The sequence below is a fragment of the Psychroflexus gondwanensis ACAM 44 genome, from assembly GCF_000355905.1.
In the GTDB taxonomy this organism is placed as follows: Bacteria; Bacteroidota; Bacteroidia; order Flavobacteriales; family Flavobacteriaceae; genus Psychroflexus; species Psychroflexus gondwanensis.
Genome location: NZ_APLF01000013.1, coordinates 22,987 through 37,138 on the forward strand (window position 1 = coordinate 22,987; position 14,152 = coordinate 37,138).

At 35.4% G+C, this 14,152-nt stretch carries 12 protein-coding genes and 1 riboswitch; of the genes, 8 read left to right on the forward strand and 4 right to left on the reverse strand.

Annotated elements, in window-relative coordinates; all coding sequences use genetic code 11:
* Positions 1–83 precede the first annotated feature (83 nt).
* The 7 genes from PGOND44_RS11780 (at position 84) to thiD (ending at position 8,231) form a co-directional block, all read left to right on the forward strand.
* Positions 84–3,452, forward strand: a complete 3,369-nt coding sequence (locus PGOND44_RS11780; protein WP_003442417.1) for a S8 family serine peptidase — start codon at positions 84–86, stop codon at positions 3,450–3,452.
* 237 nt (positions 3,453–3,689) lie between these two features.
* Positions 3,690–4,073, forward strand: a complete 384-nt coding sequence (locus PGOND44_RS11785; protein WP_003442418.1) for an acyl-CoA thioesterase — start codon at positions 3,690–3,692, stop codon at positions 4,071–4,073.
* A 137-nt stretch (positions 4,074–4,210) separates the two neighbouring features.
* Positions 4,211–4,299: riboswitch (TPP riboswitch) on the forward strand.
* A gap of 62 nt (positions 4,300–4,361) precedes the next feature.
* The gene (gene thiE / locus PGOND44_RS11790) at positions 4,362–4,991 is read left to right on the forward strand and encodes a thiamine phosphate synthase (protein WP_003442419.1); all 630 of its coding nucleotides are present in this window, start codon (positions 4,362–4,364) and stop codon (positions 4,989–4,991) included.
* Between the two features lies 1 nt (position 4,992).
* On the forward strand, positions 4,993–5,868 hold the full coding sequence (locus tag PGOND44_RS11795) for an ABC transporter substrate-binding protein (protein WP_003442421.1): 876 nt from the start codon (positions 4,993–4,995) through the stop codon (positions 5,866–5,868).
* Positions 5,869–5,873: 5 nt separating this feature from the next.
* A complete protein-coding gene (gene thiM / locus PGOND44_RS11800) occupies positions 5,874–6,683 on the forward strand; it encodes a hydroxyethylthiazole kinase (protein WP_003442423.1) in 810 nt (269 codons plus the stop codon).
* Between the two features lie 45 nt (positions 6,684–6,728).
* Positions 6,729–7,388 carry a thiaminase II gene (gene tenA / locus PGOND44_RS11805; RefSeq protein WP_003442425.1) on the forward strand — a complete coding sequence of 220 codons (660 nt, stop codon included), beginning with the start codon at positions 6,729–6,731 and terminating at the stop codon, positions 7,386–7,388.
* 33 nt (positions 7,389–7,421) lie between these two features.
* A complete protein-coding gene (gene thiD, locus PGOND44_RS11810; protein WP_003442428.1) occupies positions 7,422–8,231 on the forward strand; it encodes a bifunctional hydroxymethylpyrimidine kinase/phosphomethylpyrimidine kinase in 810 nt (269 codons plus the stop codon).
* A gap of 16 nt (positions 8,232–8,247) precedes the next feature.
* Here thiD and PGOND44_RS11815 read toward each other — a convergent pair whose 3' ends face one another.
* Together PGOND44_RS11815 and PGOND44_RS11820 are read right to left on the reverse strand one after the other, a co-directional pair.
* Positions 8,248–9,957: a DUF885 domain-containing protein gene (locus tag PGOND44_RS11815; protein ID WP_003442431.1), complete on the reverse strand. Its 1,710-nt coding sequence runs from the start codon at positions 9,955–9,957 to the stop codon at positions 8,248–8,250.
* Between the two features lie 524 nt (positions 9,958–10,481).
* Positions 10,482–10,916 carry a hypothetical protein gene (locus PGOND44_RS11820; protein WP_003442433.1) on the reverse strand — a complete coding sequence of 145 codons (435 nt, stop codon included), beginning with the start codon at positions 10,914–10,916 and terminating at the stop codon, positions 10,482–10,484.
* Positions 10,917–11,033: 117 nt separating this feature from the next.
* Here PGOND44_RS11820 and PGOND44_RS15585 point away from each other — a divergent pair, with 117 nt between their 5' ends.
* Positions 11,034–11,204, forward strand: a complete 171-nt coding sequence (locus PGOND44_RS15585; RefSeq protein WP_155943835.1) for a hypothetical protein — start codon at positions 11,034–11,036, stop codon at positions 11,202–11,204.
* Positions 11,205–11,452: 248 nt separating this feature from the next.
* Here PGOND44_RS15585 and PGOND44_RS11825 read toward each other — a convergent pair whose 3' ends face one another.
* Both PGOND44_RS11825 and PGOND44_RS11835 read right to left on the reverse strand, forming a co-directional pair.
* Positions 11,453–12,622 (reverse strand): DUF3095 domain-containing protein, encoded by a 1,170-nt coding sequence (locus tag PGOND44_RS11825; protein ID WP_003442436.1) that lies wholly within the window; start codon positions 12,620–12,622, stop codon positions 11,453–11,455.
* 827 nt (positions 12,623–13,449) lie between these two features.
* A complete protein-coding gene (locus PGOND44_RS11835; RefSeq protein WP_051044085.1) occupies positions 13,450–13,965 on the reverse strand; it encodes a helix-turn-helix domain-containing protein in 516 nt (171 codons plus the stop codon).
* Between the last annotated feature and the right edge of the window lie 187 nt (positions 13,966–14,152).

The following is a 14,152-nucleotide window of genomic DNA, read 5'->3' on the forward strand; positions in this document are numbered from 1 at the left end:
TGTTTAAAAAATTAACGTTTTTGCATTAGTTAATATAGTGTTATTTGTTAATTTTAAATCCTTAATTATTTAACAAAAAAAACATGAAATCAAATTACATCAAGCTTTTGATGTTTAGTCTTACTGTTTCTATCAGCTTAACGACCTTTTCACAAACGGAAGCTCAAAAACAAAGAATTACTTCCAAATACAATTCTACCTTACTAAATCAACTTTCAAATAATTTTAGTGATGTGTTTACGTCACAAAAACAATCGGTTTTAAATCAGGCTAAACGTAGAAATTTAGAGATTTCTCTAACCCTAAAAGATGGGAGTTATGCGGAACTTCAACGCTTCGATGCTAATGGAACTCCTATTTATTATCAAACGTATAATGTAGATGCTGCTCGTTCAACGAGAGCAGATCATTTAAATATTGGTGGCTCAACTGGATTTAACTTAGATGGACAAGATATGACAGCCCATGTTTGGGATGGCGGTCATGCTAGAGTCGCTCATCAAGAATACCAAACCTCCGGGAGCAGTAGAGTTACATTAATGGATGTAGCCTCGGAAGGTTTAGATTTAAATTTTCATGCGGCTCATGTCACCGGGACCATCATGGCTTCTGGCGTGGTTCCAAATGCAAAGGGAATGGCTCCGCAGGGCAAAGTTGAAGGTTATAAATGGAATAATGACAAAGCTGAGGCAACAGCTGCCGCCGCTCAAGGTATGTTGGTTTCTAACCATTCCTACGGATTTAGGCCAAATACATTACCAGACTATTATTTTGGGGGTTACATCGGGGAATCCAGAAGTTGGGATGTAATACACTATAATGCTCCTTATTACTTAATGGTTGTAGCCGCGGGAAACGATGGTAATGCATCTTGGAATGGCTCCCCTTTAGATCCTGCAAATCCTAGCTTTGATAAATTAACAGGGCATTCTACTTCAAAAAACAACTTGGTCGTAGCTAATGGTCAGGATGCTAACGTTTCAGAGGATGGAGAGTTAATTTCTGTGGTCATCAACTCCAGTAGTAGTCAAGGCCCTACAGACGATTTAAGAATTAAGCCAGATATTACAGGTAATGGAACCGGTGTTTTTTCAACGTATGCTACTGGAGATGCATCCTACGGCACTATTTCAGGGACTTCTATGGCTTCTCCTAATGTTGCTGGGAGTGCATTATTGCTTCAACAACACGCAAATAATCTTTTCGGGAACTATATGAGATCTGCTACACTTAAAGGTCTTATTTTGCATACCGCAGATGATGCTGGTTTGGAAGGCCCTGATGCAAGATTTGGTTGGGGATTAATGAATTCTAAAAGAGCTGCTGAAACTTTGAGTCAAAAAGATAATGGTGCTGTTGTAAATGAATTGTCTCTGTTTCCTGGCCAAACGTATACCTTAGAAGTGCAAAGTAATGATGTTGATGCACTTTTAGCTTCTATTTCTTGGACAGATCCTGCTGGTGTAGCAACAACTCAAGTCAATTCTGATGAAGCTCGATTGGTGAATGACCTTGATATAACCTTAGAACAAACAGGAACCGAGTATCTTCCTTGGAGATTAACCGGCGTCATTACCAATGAAAAGGCGAACAATTCCAAGGACCCCTTCGAAAGAGTGGATATTGAAAACGCAACAGGTACTTACACGATCTCAGTTACTCATAAGGGCAATCTGACCAATGCACAGCAGAATTTCACTTTAATTGTGACTGGTCTTAATGCAGAGCCAGTTGTTTGTGAAGCTGTTCCTCCATCTGGTATTACAGTTGGTGGAGTAGATTCTGAATCTGCATCGTTATTTTGGGATAATGCTCCTGGAGGAGCTGAGTTTGATTTCAGATATAGAGAAGAAGGAACCACTGAATGGATTGAAAGTAGTTTACAAATTAACACAATTAACTTAGAGGGTCTTACAGAATTGACTGCCTACGAAGTTCAAATCAGAACTCAATGTTTAACTGAAAACACCACGTCAGAATATTCTGAAATCATAACATTCACAACTGAAGAATTTGTTTTAGAATATTGTAATTCTTCAGGGCAAAATACCAGTGATGAGCACATCGCCAGAGTAAGATTACATGCTTTAGATAATGAATCTGGAGCTGGACCAGGTTACTCAGATTTTACCAATCTTTCCACTGACCTTGTGGTAGGAGAATCGTATACAATTACAGTTAATCCCGATTGGCCAGGAACAGTTTATAACGAAGGAATTAATGTTTGGATTGATTTTAATCTAAACGGAGATTTTACAGATGATGGTGAGCTTATCTTATCTGCTCCACCATCTACAAGTGATGAAGTAAGTAGTTCTTTTACAGTTCCTGAAGGTGCTGTAGAAGGAGAAAACTTAAGAATGCGAGTCTCTATGAAGTGGAATGGTTTACCATCATCTTGTGAATCTTTCGATTGGGGAGAGGTTGAGGATTACTCAGTAGTTCTTTTACCTGCTGGGACTTGTAATGTCCTTATGCCGGTAGGCGAAGCAGAACAAGATTTCTGCTCTCTACCTTTGTTGGAGGAATTAGAAGTAGACACTGCAACTGTTGTTTGGTATGCTCAGGAAAATGATGGAACTGTTCTAGCACCGGACTATACAATCTCTAATGGAGAAACACTTTATGCTGCTAACTTAGTAGGTGAATGTGAAAGCCAAGATCGTCTTTCCGTAACTGTCACTTTTGGAGATTTTGTAGCGCCAGTGCCAAATCAAGCAGTTTTAGAAGATGTTATAGCTCAATGTGAAGTGTTAGAACTTGTTGCTCCAACGTCAGAAGATAATTGTGATACAGGGGAAATAGAAGGAACGACAACAGTAGAATTTCCTATTGTAGAAAACACTACTATTACATGGGAATTTGAAGATAGTTCTGGAAATGTTAGTACTCAAACTCAAGATATCATTGTTGAAGATAATAAAAATCCAGAAATACTATTGAATGAGAATATTGTTTTAGAATTGGATGAGGACGGTAATGCAACACTTACCCTAGAAGATGTAGATGGAGGTTCAATAGATAATTGTGGTATCGCAACTCAGGAGTTAAGTCAAGTTAATTTCAACTGTGATGATTATGACCCTGAAAATGAAATGGTAGAGGTCACATATATAGTGACTGATACTAGTGGTAACCAAACTCAGGAAACAGTGAGTATTACAGTGTTAGATCCTTTCTCAACCTGTACATTAAGTTCAAACGTATTTGAGACTCTGGAAGTAGCACTATACCCAAATCCTGCTCAACAGACCTTATATCTGGAACTTGGGAATACTCCATTAACCATTGATAAAGTGATTGTTTTTGATATACAAGGAAAACAACTTATGTCTTTAACACCCAATGGATCGAATACTGCAATAGATGTATCCTCTTTATCCTCAGGAAATTATTTCTTGATGATGACATCAGGAAAAGATACAATGACTAAAAGATTTATTAAGAAATAACACTCTATAATCTAATTATTAGTAACCCCTGCGTCTATTGATGCGGGGGTTTTGTTTTATATGAAGTAAATCCAACTTCTATAGATTATACCAAATTGAACCTATAATGTCGCAAATGCTTGGCTTTTTTTAATCATGGGAGTAAAAATAATTCAGTTTTTTAAGACAAGTTAAATGCAAATTTGGTATCAAACTAAGTTTGTGAAAAAAACTACCTTAGCATCTTAATTTAAGAGTATGACCATTCAAGAGCGAATTGAAAATTCAAAGACTACCATTTTTAAAGCCGTTTTTCCAAACACTACAAATCATTACGATACCCTATTTGGAGGAACTGCCATGCAATCCATGGACGAGACCGCTTTTATAACAGCAACTAGGTTTAGCAGACAACGTATGGTAACTGTAAGTAGTGATAAAATTGATTTTAAAAAACCAATACCAGCTGGAACAATAATTGAACTAATAGGACTTGTAACCTACGTTGGCAATACAAGCCTAAAAGTGAGAGTAGATATTTTTGTAGAAGAGATGTATACAGAATTCAGAGAAAAAGCGGTGACTGGAGAATTCACCTTCGTAGCTATAGATGAAGACAAAAATCCTGTCAAAGTAGTTTAGAACGTTTTTTCTGATTTTATTTCCGTTATAATTTACGCTTAACGATATTCAGCTTAGGCTTAATCTTAAAATTAATGTAAAATCCAGAGATTTAGAACCTCTGAAGGTGATAAGTTAACTTACATTATTTACTTTTATAGTGTCGTTAGGAGTGCTGAAAGGCTGAGAGTATATCCTAGAACCTGAACTGAATAATATCAGCGTAGGAAAACGAAACAAAAATTGAAAAAAAATCAATAAACCGTTTCGTGTATTCACATGAAGCGGTTTTTTTAATTGTATACAAAAATGAAATCATTAAAAGGAATTTATGCTGTTACAGACGAAGTACTAACTCCAAAATCTACCATTGTAAAACAGGTAGAAGAAGCCTTGGAGGCAGGAGCCAAAGTCATACAACTAAGAGATAAGTCTTCTACAGATGACGAACTAGAGCCTATTGCTAAATCTCTGCAAGCTTTGTGTGACCAAAAAAACGCCACTTTTTTTATAAATGACCGAGTGCAATTAGCCAAAAAAATAGGTGCTGATGGAGTTCACGTTGGTTTCTCCGATCAAACTGTAAAGGAAACTCGAGAAGAAGTTGGAGAAAAAATGCTTATTGGAGTGTCCTGCTACGGAGATATAGAACGCGCAAAACAAGCGGTAAAAGATGGAGCCGATTATGTGGCATTTGGTGCTTTTTATCCCTCCAAAACCAAGCCTAAAGCCGATGTGGTAAGCAAAGAAGTTATTTCCAAAGCTAAAGCAGAACTCAATGTCCCTGTCTGTGTCATAGGGGGAATCAATCGTAAAAACATCAATGAAATTGTCGATTTTCAACCAGATTTATATGCTTTGGTAAGTGATATTTTTGAATCTGAAAGTATAAAACAAACGGTTACAGAATTAAACGAACTCATCTCAAAATCAGAATAAAATGAAACTAGCTATCGAATGGTTTTTAAACCCGGACCACTTACCAATAATCGTTGCCGAAGAAAAGGGGTTTTTGAAAAAAAATGGAATTACCGATTTTGAATTGATAGTTCCAACAGACCACTACGATGGACTTCAAGATCTCATTGAAGGAAACATACAATTCGCAACCAACGAACCTTTGCACCTCATTGAGCAGTATCATCCAGAATTCCTTTCTCTTGGAACTTATTTTGAAACCAAAGGTGGTGTTATCATGAAAACAACTTCTTATGAAGCCCTAAAGAAAGGGGAGAAAATCCAAGTTGCCACTCCAGTTTCTAATGAGAAAACTAATGGTATTGGCCTTGAAATTATAAAGCGCTATGCGGCTAAACAAGGCGTAAACATCAAGCCTTCACAGGTTGAATTTGTTGCTAAGGATTTTTATCTTATCAAACACATGAAAGAGGGTGCAGATGCAGGATGGCTGTATTTTTACAATTTTGAAGGTATTGAAGCTAAGCATGAAAATATGGATGTCATCCATATGGACGCCGATTCGGCTGGGTTCGCTAATTTTTGTGCTTTAGATCTTTTCACTTCAAAATCGTATTATCAAAAAGATAAAGAAAAAGTAAATGCATTCGTAGAAGCTATCCAAGAGGCTATTCAATTTATTGAAACAAATCCAGAGGAAGCTTATGGTATTTACTATGCGTATACAAAAGAAAAATCAACTCCATTGATGGACGATATCTTGAAAGCTACAGCCAAATGTTTTAGTAAAGATTTTGAATCTTCATCGGAAAAAGAGCTTCCTATTTTGAAGTTCTTTAATGAGATCGGCATCACAGATTTAAGTGAAGATAAATTCAAAAAGGCATTTTTAAATTAAAAGCAATGTTAGAAAATCAAATTTACGAACAACTATCAAATTTAAAATCCAAAACTCCTCTTGTAGAGGCCATTACCAATTATGTGACTATAAACGATTGTGCTAATATATTGTTGAGTATTGGTGCATCACCAGCCATGTGCGAATCTGCAGATGAAGCTTATGATTTTACGAAACTTGCCAACGCTGTTTACCTAAATATTGGAACCTTAACCAAAGAGCAGGAGCTAGCGATGCCACAAGCTGTTAAAGCAGCAGATGAGCTTAACATACCCGTGATTTTGGACCCAGTAGGATGTGCAGCTATCCCAAGACGAATTGGTTTTATCGATAAGTTAAGATCTTTCGGTAAAGTAGATATTATTAAAGGTAATCTTGGCGAGATCAAATCTTTGGCAGGAGTAGAAACTAAAGTGCGTGGAGTGGATTCCTTAGATATGGGTGAGGATGGTGTAGAAGTTTGTCAACAACTAGCTAAAGATTGGAAATGTATTGTTGCAGCTTCAGGCAAAATTGATATTATAACCGACGGAGAAATAACAGCACTTGTTCATAATGGCGATGACATGCTAACCAAAGTCACAGGTTCTGGGTGTATGCTTGGGGCACTTACTGCTGGATTTTGCGGAGCCAACACGGATAATTTATTGGCCTCTTGTATAGCGAGTTTCTTGAGCATGGGGATAGCTGGTGAACATGCTGCCCAGCACAATAGAGGGTGTTATCCTGGCAGTTTTAGAGTATTTCTTATCGATGAAATATATAAACTTACTGATACGATTCTGAGAGATAAATCCAAGATTGAATTTGTTTAATTCGTATAATACCATATGATTAACCACTATCAAAATAATTGAATTATGAATTATAAATGGTTTCCTAAGACAATTGATCTAGTACATCCATTAATGAACCAAATTAAAAATCATGCGTTCATTAAAGAGTTAAGTGAAGGAACTTTAAGTGCTGAACAATTCCATTTTTATATGCATCAAGATGCCTTTTATCTAACTATTTACGGGAAGGTACTGGGTAATATCGCTACCCAATTAAAAGATCCTGATCATTCGTTGGACTATATGAGTTTTGCAAATGGAACTATTGAAGTTGAAAAAGCCTTGCACAAAGAATTTATAAGTCAATTGGGAGGATTTAAGCCACCAGAGAAATCTCCAACTTGTAGCTTGTATACTGGTTTTCTTACTGAAGTTTATCAGTACGATTCTATAGAAGTAAGCTTATCTGCTGTTTTGCCTTGTTTTTGGATTTATAAAGAAGTCGGGGATTATTTGCTGTCAATTGCCAACACAAATAATAATCCTTACCAAAAGTGGATGGATACCTATGGAGGTGAGGATTTTTCAAATTCTGTTGATCGCGCTATTGAAATTACAGAGTATTATGCTCAAAATGCCACGTCCAAAGTAAGAGAAGAAATGACAGAAGCTTTTCTAAAGACTGCACAACTGGAATGGATGTTTTGGGATAGTGCTTATCGCAAGGAAAAGTGGCCAGTTTGAGCTAAAAAAACCATCATTAATAAATGACTAAAAATGAAAACTTACCCAAAGCTTTTAATTATAGCAGGAAGTGATTCTGGAGGTGGTGCAGGCATACAAGCTGATATAAAGTCGGCTGGAGCCTGCGGAGCTTATTCTGCAACAGTAATTACTGCTATTACAGCCCAGAACACCCTTGGTGTAAACGCCATTGAAGGAGTTTCTCCTCAGATGATTGCAAATCAATTTACAGCAGTGATGGAGGATATTGGAGCAGATGCGGTAAAAATAGGGATGCTCCATTCTAAAGAGGTGATCGAAGAGGTCGCAAAGCTTCTTCAACATTACAAACCAAAACATATCGTTATAGATCCCGTTATGGTAGCGACTTCTGGTGATCGTTTGCTTCAGCAAGATGCCATACAAGCCTTGATGGATCAAATAATACCGCAGGCAGAAGTGATGACACCTAATGTGCCCGAAATGGAGCTTCTCCTAGGTGAAAATATTGAAAATTCCACGGAGTTTTCAGACTATGCAAAAGCTTTGGCCGAAAAGTTTAAGGTCTCTGTATTACTTAAAGCTGGACACCTTAAAGGTGATAAATCTGTCGATATTTTATTCAATGTTAAAACAAAACAGATAACAAAATTGAGTTCCCCAAGAATCACAACCAAAAATACGCATGGTACAGGGTGTAGTCTATCTTCTGCATTAGCAAGTTATTTGGCTCAAGGTTTTAGTTTAGAAGAAGCGTCTCAAAAAGCAAAAACATTTATTTACCAAGCTATCAAAGCGGGTAGTGACTATAAATTGGGCAAAGGCTCAGGCCCAATTCATCATTTTTATAAGTTGGGAGGCTAACCTTTTATATTTTGAGCTAACTTTTATTTTTATCAATAAATGTATTAATACGTTGTTCTAAAATCGGTAAGGTGACAACCCCTTGTTCAAGAATAACTTCATGAAACTCACGGATATCAAATCCACTGCCAAGCATTTTCTCAGCTTTCGCTCGTAATTCGCGAATTTTGATCTCACCAATTTTGTAAGAAACGGCTTGTCCTGGCCATGAAATATAGCGATCTACTTCGGTATTGATATTGTGTAACGAAAGGGCTGTCTCTTTGGTGAAATAGTCTACAGCTTCCTCTCGAGTCCATCCCATGGAATGAATTCCCGTGTCTATAACTAAACGACAAGCACGCCATTGTTCGTAAGTCAGTTTTCCAAATCGCTCATAGGCGGTGGTATAAATCCCCATTTCTTCAGCAAGGAACTCAGAGTACAATCCCCAGCCTTCTCCATAGGCAGATAAATACATGTTTTTTCTAAACTTAGGAATGCTATCGCCAAGCTCTGCATTACGGGCATTTTGTAAATGATGTCCAGGCACTGCTTCGTGAGCAGTTAACGAGGGTAAAACATATAAAGGTCGGCTGGGCAAATTATAGGTGTTGACCCAGTAATACCCAGGCTGAGTGTCATTGGAAGCGCCAATATAGCGGCCTGTGGTATATTTAGGAGCAATGGCATCGGGGACTTTTGTGACACCGTAGGGTTTCCTAGGTAAAGTTTTGAAATAAGCCGGGAGTTTGGCATCGATACGCTTGGCTATATCACGGGCTTCTTTTAAAAGTTCTTCTCCAGTTTTAGCATAAAACTGCTCATCGGTTCTGAGGAATTGGATGAACTCTTCAAAGCTACCCTCAAAACCTAGGTTAGTTATGATAGCTTTCATTTCTGAATTGATTCTCGCCACTTCATCCATACCAATTTGATGAATGTCTTCAGCGGTTAGATCCAAGGTTGTATAGTAATTTAACCGATTTTGATAGTAGGCTTCGCCTTGCGGTCCTTCTGAAACCCCTAAAGTAGTTTTAGTAGTGGGTAAATATTCCGTTTCAAAAAAGCTTTTAATACGCTTAAATTGTGGAATGACATTGGCTTTTATGGCCGCTTTTGCTGCTTGAATCACAGAGTCTTTTTGAGATTCTAATAGAGTAGAAGGGAGGTTCTGAAAAGGTTCGTAAAAGTAACTGTCTTCAGGTTGGTCAACGATTTGAGAATCGTAAGTCGACTCATAGCCTTCAAAAATCACTCGGGGTTGGGTGATGCCTTTTTTTAAGCCTTGTCTCAGAAGTTTAAAGTGTTGGTCCACATAAGTAGGAATAGCGTTGAGTTTATTGAGATAAGCTTTCACTTGCTCATAAGTGTTGAGGTCTCTCACTTCATAAGATAGGCTAAGATGGAAACCAGAATCGGACAGTAGCGGATTTAAGTAGGCTTCAAACTCGTAGAAGTCCACTGTTTCCTTAAGCTTAAACTTTAGCATTTCTAATGAAATCTGTTCAGTTTCTGAAAGTTGGCTGTTATCCATTTCAGCTAAATCGGTAAGGAGTTGACTCGCAAAATCTGCTTCTTGTTGGTAATAAGCTTTTGTGTATAAACCCAAGGGATAGATTTTTTGGTCGTAACCTTTATGGTCTTGATAGGTCTGAACGATGGAATCTAATTGCCGACTTGGGGTCTGACTCTTAGCTAAATTCACCACTAAAAGGCAGACTATAGAACATATAATGTATTTCATGGATGTTTATTTTAAGGCTTAAAGATAGAGCATGTAAAGGAAATAGGCCAGTCTCATAAGTTCCAACTGAGGAGATATTTTATAATAGTGGTTTTTAGATTTAGGGGTAAAAAAATATATAAGACATATTTATATTAGAATAAAGCTATTTTTTAAGCAAAAATTCATTGAAACCACTCGAACTGACATTTCTAATATGCTATTATTGTCAAGTTTTTAAACCCCTAAAAAAAGCTGATATCAAGTTGTTTTGTCTCATCGAGTATCCCGACGTTTTTGTTGGGATGTATCGAGATGTGTCTTGTTATCTGAAGTGTTCTCGATACAATTTCAATGATTTTTTCAAGCAAAAATTCATTGAAACCACTCGAACAGACATTTCTAATATGCTATTATCGTCAAGTTTTTAAACCTATAAAAAAAGCTGATATTTAGTTGTTTTGTCTCATCGAGTATCCCGACGTTTTCGTCGGGATGTATCGAGATGTGTCTTGTTATCTGAAGCGTTTTATTTCTTAAAAAACTCATTCCAACTCAGGTTTGTATTTACTGAAGTGGTTTCTTTCTGAAGGTAAATCTACTTGTCTTAAAATTTGAAATAATTTAATAAGTGACTGCTCATCAATTAAACTTGGATCAATGGATAACTTCCTTGCTTCTGATTTGAGAATATAGTTGCTTTTTGTCCCATTAATCTCATAAACTTCATCTAGATTTATTTTATTACTAAATCCATAAAAGATATTCTTTTGGATGACACCATTTTCAATATGAAGATATTGATGTCTTGAATCGTAAAAGTTTTGGATCATGAAGAGTGCTCCAGAAACTAAATGAACATAACCAATCCAAAACGTATTATTATCTGTAAAAACCAGATAAAGAATACCTAGGACAAACCAAAAAATTCCAAATATAAGATTAGTATTTTGCCTTCTCTTTTTAAATCTTACTTTCATTTTTAGCAGCGTTAGATGAATTTATATTTTAAATATAATTAAAGTCTGAAAATTCATATGAGTCTTTAGTATTATATCTTCCCAAAAATTCCTTTTGGATAAATAAACGAAAACGATTTGAATAAAACTATAGAATGGATAAATCAAAATCCATCCGAACAAGATGATAAGGAATTCGTATCAAAATCTGCAGATTTTATAAAATTTCGATTTTTCAATTACCCTGACTTTACCATAAATAACAGCGAAACTATAGAGCTCGATATAGAATGGGAAGGGCATAAATAGGAAAACTATTATGCAAATTTTTATTCCTATAATCAACTCTTTGATAAGCTTGAAAGCAAAAAAATGATAATCTTAAGGTTTGTGTAATAGAAGAAGAAAGGTTTATTTCAAAGTTCCAGAGTTATGTAAGTCTAACGCTCCCCAGTATATATTAACCTTAACTTATATTTTTACTTCTATTTAATACCTAAACGTAATAGGAATAAAACTCGATATCCGTCTAATAAATAGATTTTTAATGAACTGATTTATGGATTTTTCAATTTTAGCTTTTTAAGCTTAAACATAATTGCAGCGCTTGTATAGCCGCCCTCCGTTCCGTCTACAAAATGAATGTGTTTTTCTTCTCTATTTTCTATATAACAGGACATTATAGACGCGTGAGTAATATGCATACCGTAAATAATTTTATCCTTAGATTCTAAATCATCAAGTAGTCTTTTTAATTTATTTATCTGTTTATCTGTTCCTGAAATTACAGTATTTAATAAACCATCTAGCATTATCGTGTCTGATAATTGGGTAACTCTATATTTATATAATTTGCCCGCCTTTAAAAATTTAAAATAAAAAGTGCCAATCATTGTAACTAGCCAATTACTAACTAAATAAGTCATTTGGTATTTCCCTATTTTAGCATACATCTCTTTTCTGATTGTTTTTAAAGATGTATTTAGTTTTAATTTAAACGTAGAAATTGGGTTACGCTTTTCTAAGTTACCAAAGACCAAATCTATTTCCTTCATAATGGTGCTATATACTTCAGCTTGATTTTCTTCGTTATCACAATCTATAAGTAGACATATCACTTTTTTGCCAGTTTGGTTTGGTTGGATTTCATCCCATCTGCATTCCATACCTTTTAAATTAAGTTCTGTTTTTTTACCATTAGCTGTTGCAGATGCTTTAAAATTCTCTTTGATTAAGAGTTCTGCATATTTCAAGCCATTACCAAGAACTACAGGAGTTGTAAGGTATTTATTATGCCTAATTTTGGTAATTCTTATGCTAACATTGTTAGAATACACTGTATCGACCTCTATTTGTCCTACTCGTAAATTCAACTGCAATGTTTTTTTAATATGTTGGCTGTAGTTATTCAAGGCTAATAGAATTGGCTCTAACACAGTATTTGGAACGATAAATGTAGAACCGTCTCCTCCAAAAAAATAAGGAATCTTAAGTGTATGATCAACCTTTTTTAGAGTGTTCAAAACGGTTATTATACTACCTGTTGCACTTAGGTTAACATCGTTATGAAGACCCTGGGCAACTGCATCTGTAGAATTTTCTATATCTGCTACTACGACGGACCAATTTCGAGGAACACTAGAAAATAATTTTTCATTCTTTAAAAGCTCTGTAAGAGGCAAGTTGTTTTTAGAAATATTCTTGTAAAAATCTAAATCTATTTTCATATTTACCACATATCTATTTTACCAAGTTTGAATTTCAAGGTCATGTTCAAACTCAGCATAAAACTAGTTCTTTTTAAAGTTATACATCCTTCTTCTACTCAACTCTGAATTCTTGTCTTTAGCTCACCTTTAAGTTGGCAAAAGATTGGGCCAAGGCCAAATTTGAAATCGTAAATTATTAGAGGGTGAGGAAAAATAATTTTTTATTTATGGGTCTTAGTTTTGATTACTCAAGTCGCTTTGGTTGATTCAATTAGGTCAGTGTAGGAAGGAGCTTTTGTGGTTTAGGGGTTGTAATTTAGTTCCTAAAATATAGTTTTTCACTGTAATGCGTTTGATAGAATTCAACCAGAGAGTTATTCAGCCATATTTTTCAATCTAGATGGAGTGAGCAGTTCCAGAATTTGCTAGATTCAGCACACAATTATTTTTTTATAAACTTGCTTAAATCCGATTTTAAAAGAAAGTTCCAAGTGTAACTATCGAGCAAATTGCTAATAATAAAACACTAATTATCAATAAAAAACTCTTTTTATTTTTCATTAAGTACTTTATTCCGATGACTAAAAAAACAATTTGTGCAATAAGAAATGGTATTGTCAATAATTCTCTAAAAACTCCAATTAAAACAAAATCTATTTTGTAAAAGTTAATCAGCCAAATCACTATAAAGTAAGATACAATTGCAAAATTCACAATTGTTAGGCTTTTATTTGTTATTAATTTGTCCATTTATTCGAGTTTGAATGAGTTCCGCTATTGAATGGTAACTTTTATGTATAAAAACACCAACAACCTTTGAATCAGGCATTAATCTAATAAATTTATTATACTTTGTTGTTAATAATTACTTCTAATTCAGTGTTTTTATAAAATATTCCGAAAACCATTTTCTGTCTCCTACTACCGTGCCTAAGGTTCTTGTAAAGCTTAGAAAATTTTAAATCTGTTTTCTTCTCACTTTTCTTGACATCCCATATCCATCGATATATTTTTTCGTGGCTCAAGCAAGCTTCGTCATCAAGTTCTAAGTGCTTACTGTTAAGTTCTGGGCTCCACTTCTCATAGCGCAGTAGACCAGCGATACGCTCTTTTAGAGGTTTTGTGGACATTATTTGTTTAGCCTTATTCTTATGCCTGGTATCTGCACGTCTTTGGGCATTTGATGCTACATACTTTCCCGCTGTCCTACTTCGCTCAGCGATGTTCCGGCTCAGTTCTCTATAAATTGTACAGGGGACAACTAATAGAATTCTAGCGATTTCACTTTTACTAATTTCTGTTTCCAGTAAGGCTTGGATTTGATACCTTTGATGGAGGTTCAATTGATTGTATTTTTTCATGCAAGACTAATATAATAATTGGTCCTAAAACTCTTGGGGCTAGCCCCAAGAGTTTTAAATATTAGTTTTGCACTTATTACTTGAACTTTCAATTAAATAATATCAATGAATTTCAATAAATATCTTTCACTTTTAACTGCATTCTTTCTTTTATCATCCTGTGCTTATATAAAGAATCTCCCAGATG

Coding starts and splice junctions, on each gene's coding strand:
- PGOND44_RS11780 (WP_003442417.1), top strand. CDS start 84: ATGAAATCAAATTACATCAAGCTTTTGATGTTTAGTCTTACTGTTTCT.
- PGOND44_RS11785 (WP_003442418.1), top strand. CDS start 3,690: ATGACCATTCAAGAGCGAATTGAAAATTCAAAGACTACCATTTTTAAA.
- thiE (WP_003442419.1), top strand. CDS start 4,362: ATGAAATCATTAAAAGGAATTTATGCTGTTACAGACGAAGTACTAACT.
- PGOND44_RS11795 (WP_003442421.1), top strand. CDS start 4,993: ATGAAACTAGCTATCGAATGGTTTTTAAACCCGGACCACTTACCAATA.
- thiM (WP_003442423.1), top strand. CDS start 5,874: ATGTTAGAAAATCAAATTTACGAACAACTATCAAATTTAAAATCCAAA.
- tenA (WP_003442425.1), top strand. CDS start 6,729: ATGAATTATAAATGGTTTCCTAAGACAATTGATCTAGTACATCCATTA.
- thiD (WP_003442428.1), top strand. CDS start 7,422: ATGAAAACTTACCCAAAGCTTTTAATTATAGCAGGAAGTGATTCTGGA.
- PGOND44_RS11815 (WP_003442431.1), bottom strand. CDS start 9,957: ATGAAATACATTATATGTTCTATAGTCTGCCTTTTAGTGGTGAATTTA.
- PGOND44_RS11820 (WP_003442433.1), bottom strand. CDS start 10,916: ATGAAAGTAAGATTTAAAAAGAGAAGGCAAAATACTAATCTTATATTT.
- PGOND44_RS11825 (WP_003442436.1), bottom strand. CDS start 12,622: ATGAAAATAGATTTAGATTTTTACAAGAATATTTCTAAAAACAACTTG.
- PGOND44_RS11835 (WP_051044085.1), bottom strand. CDS start 13,965: ATGAAAAAATACAATCAATTGAACCTCCATCAAAGGTATCAAATCCAA.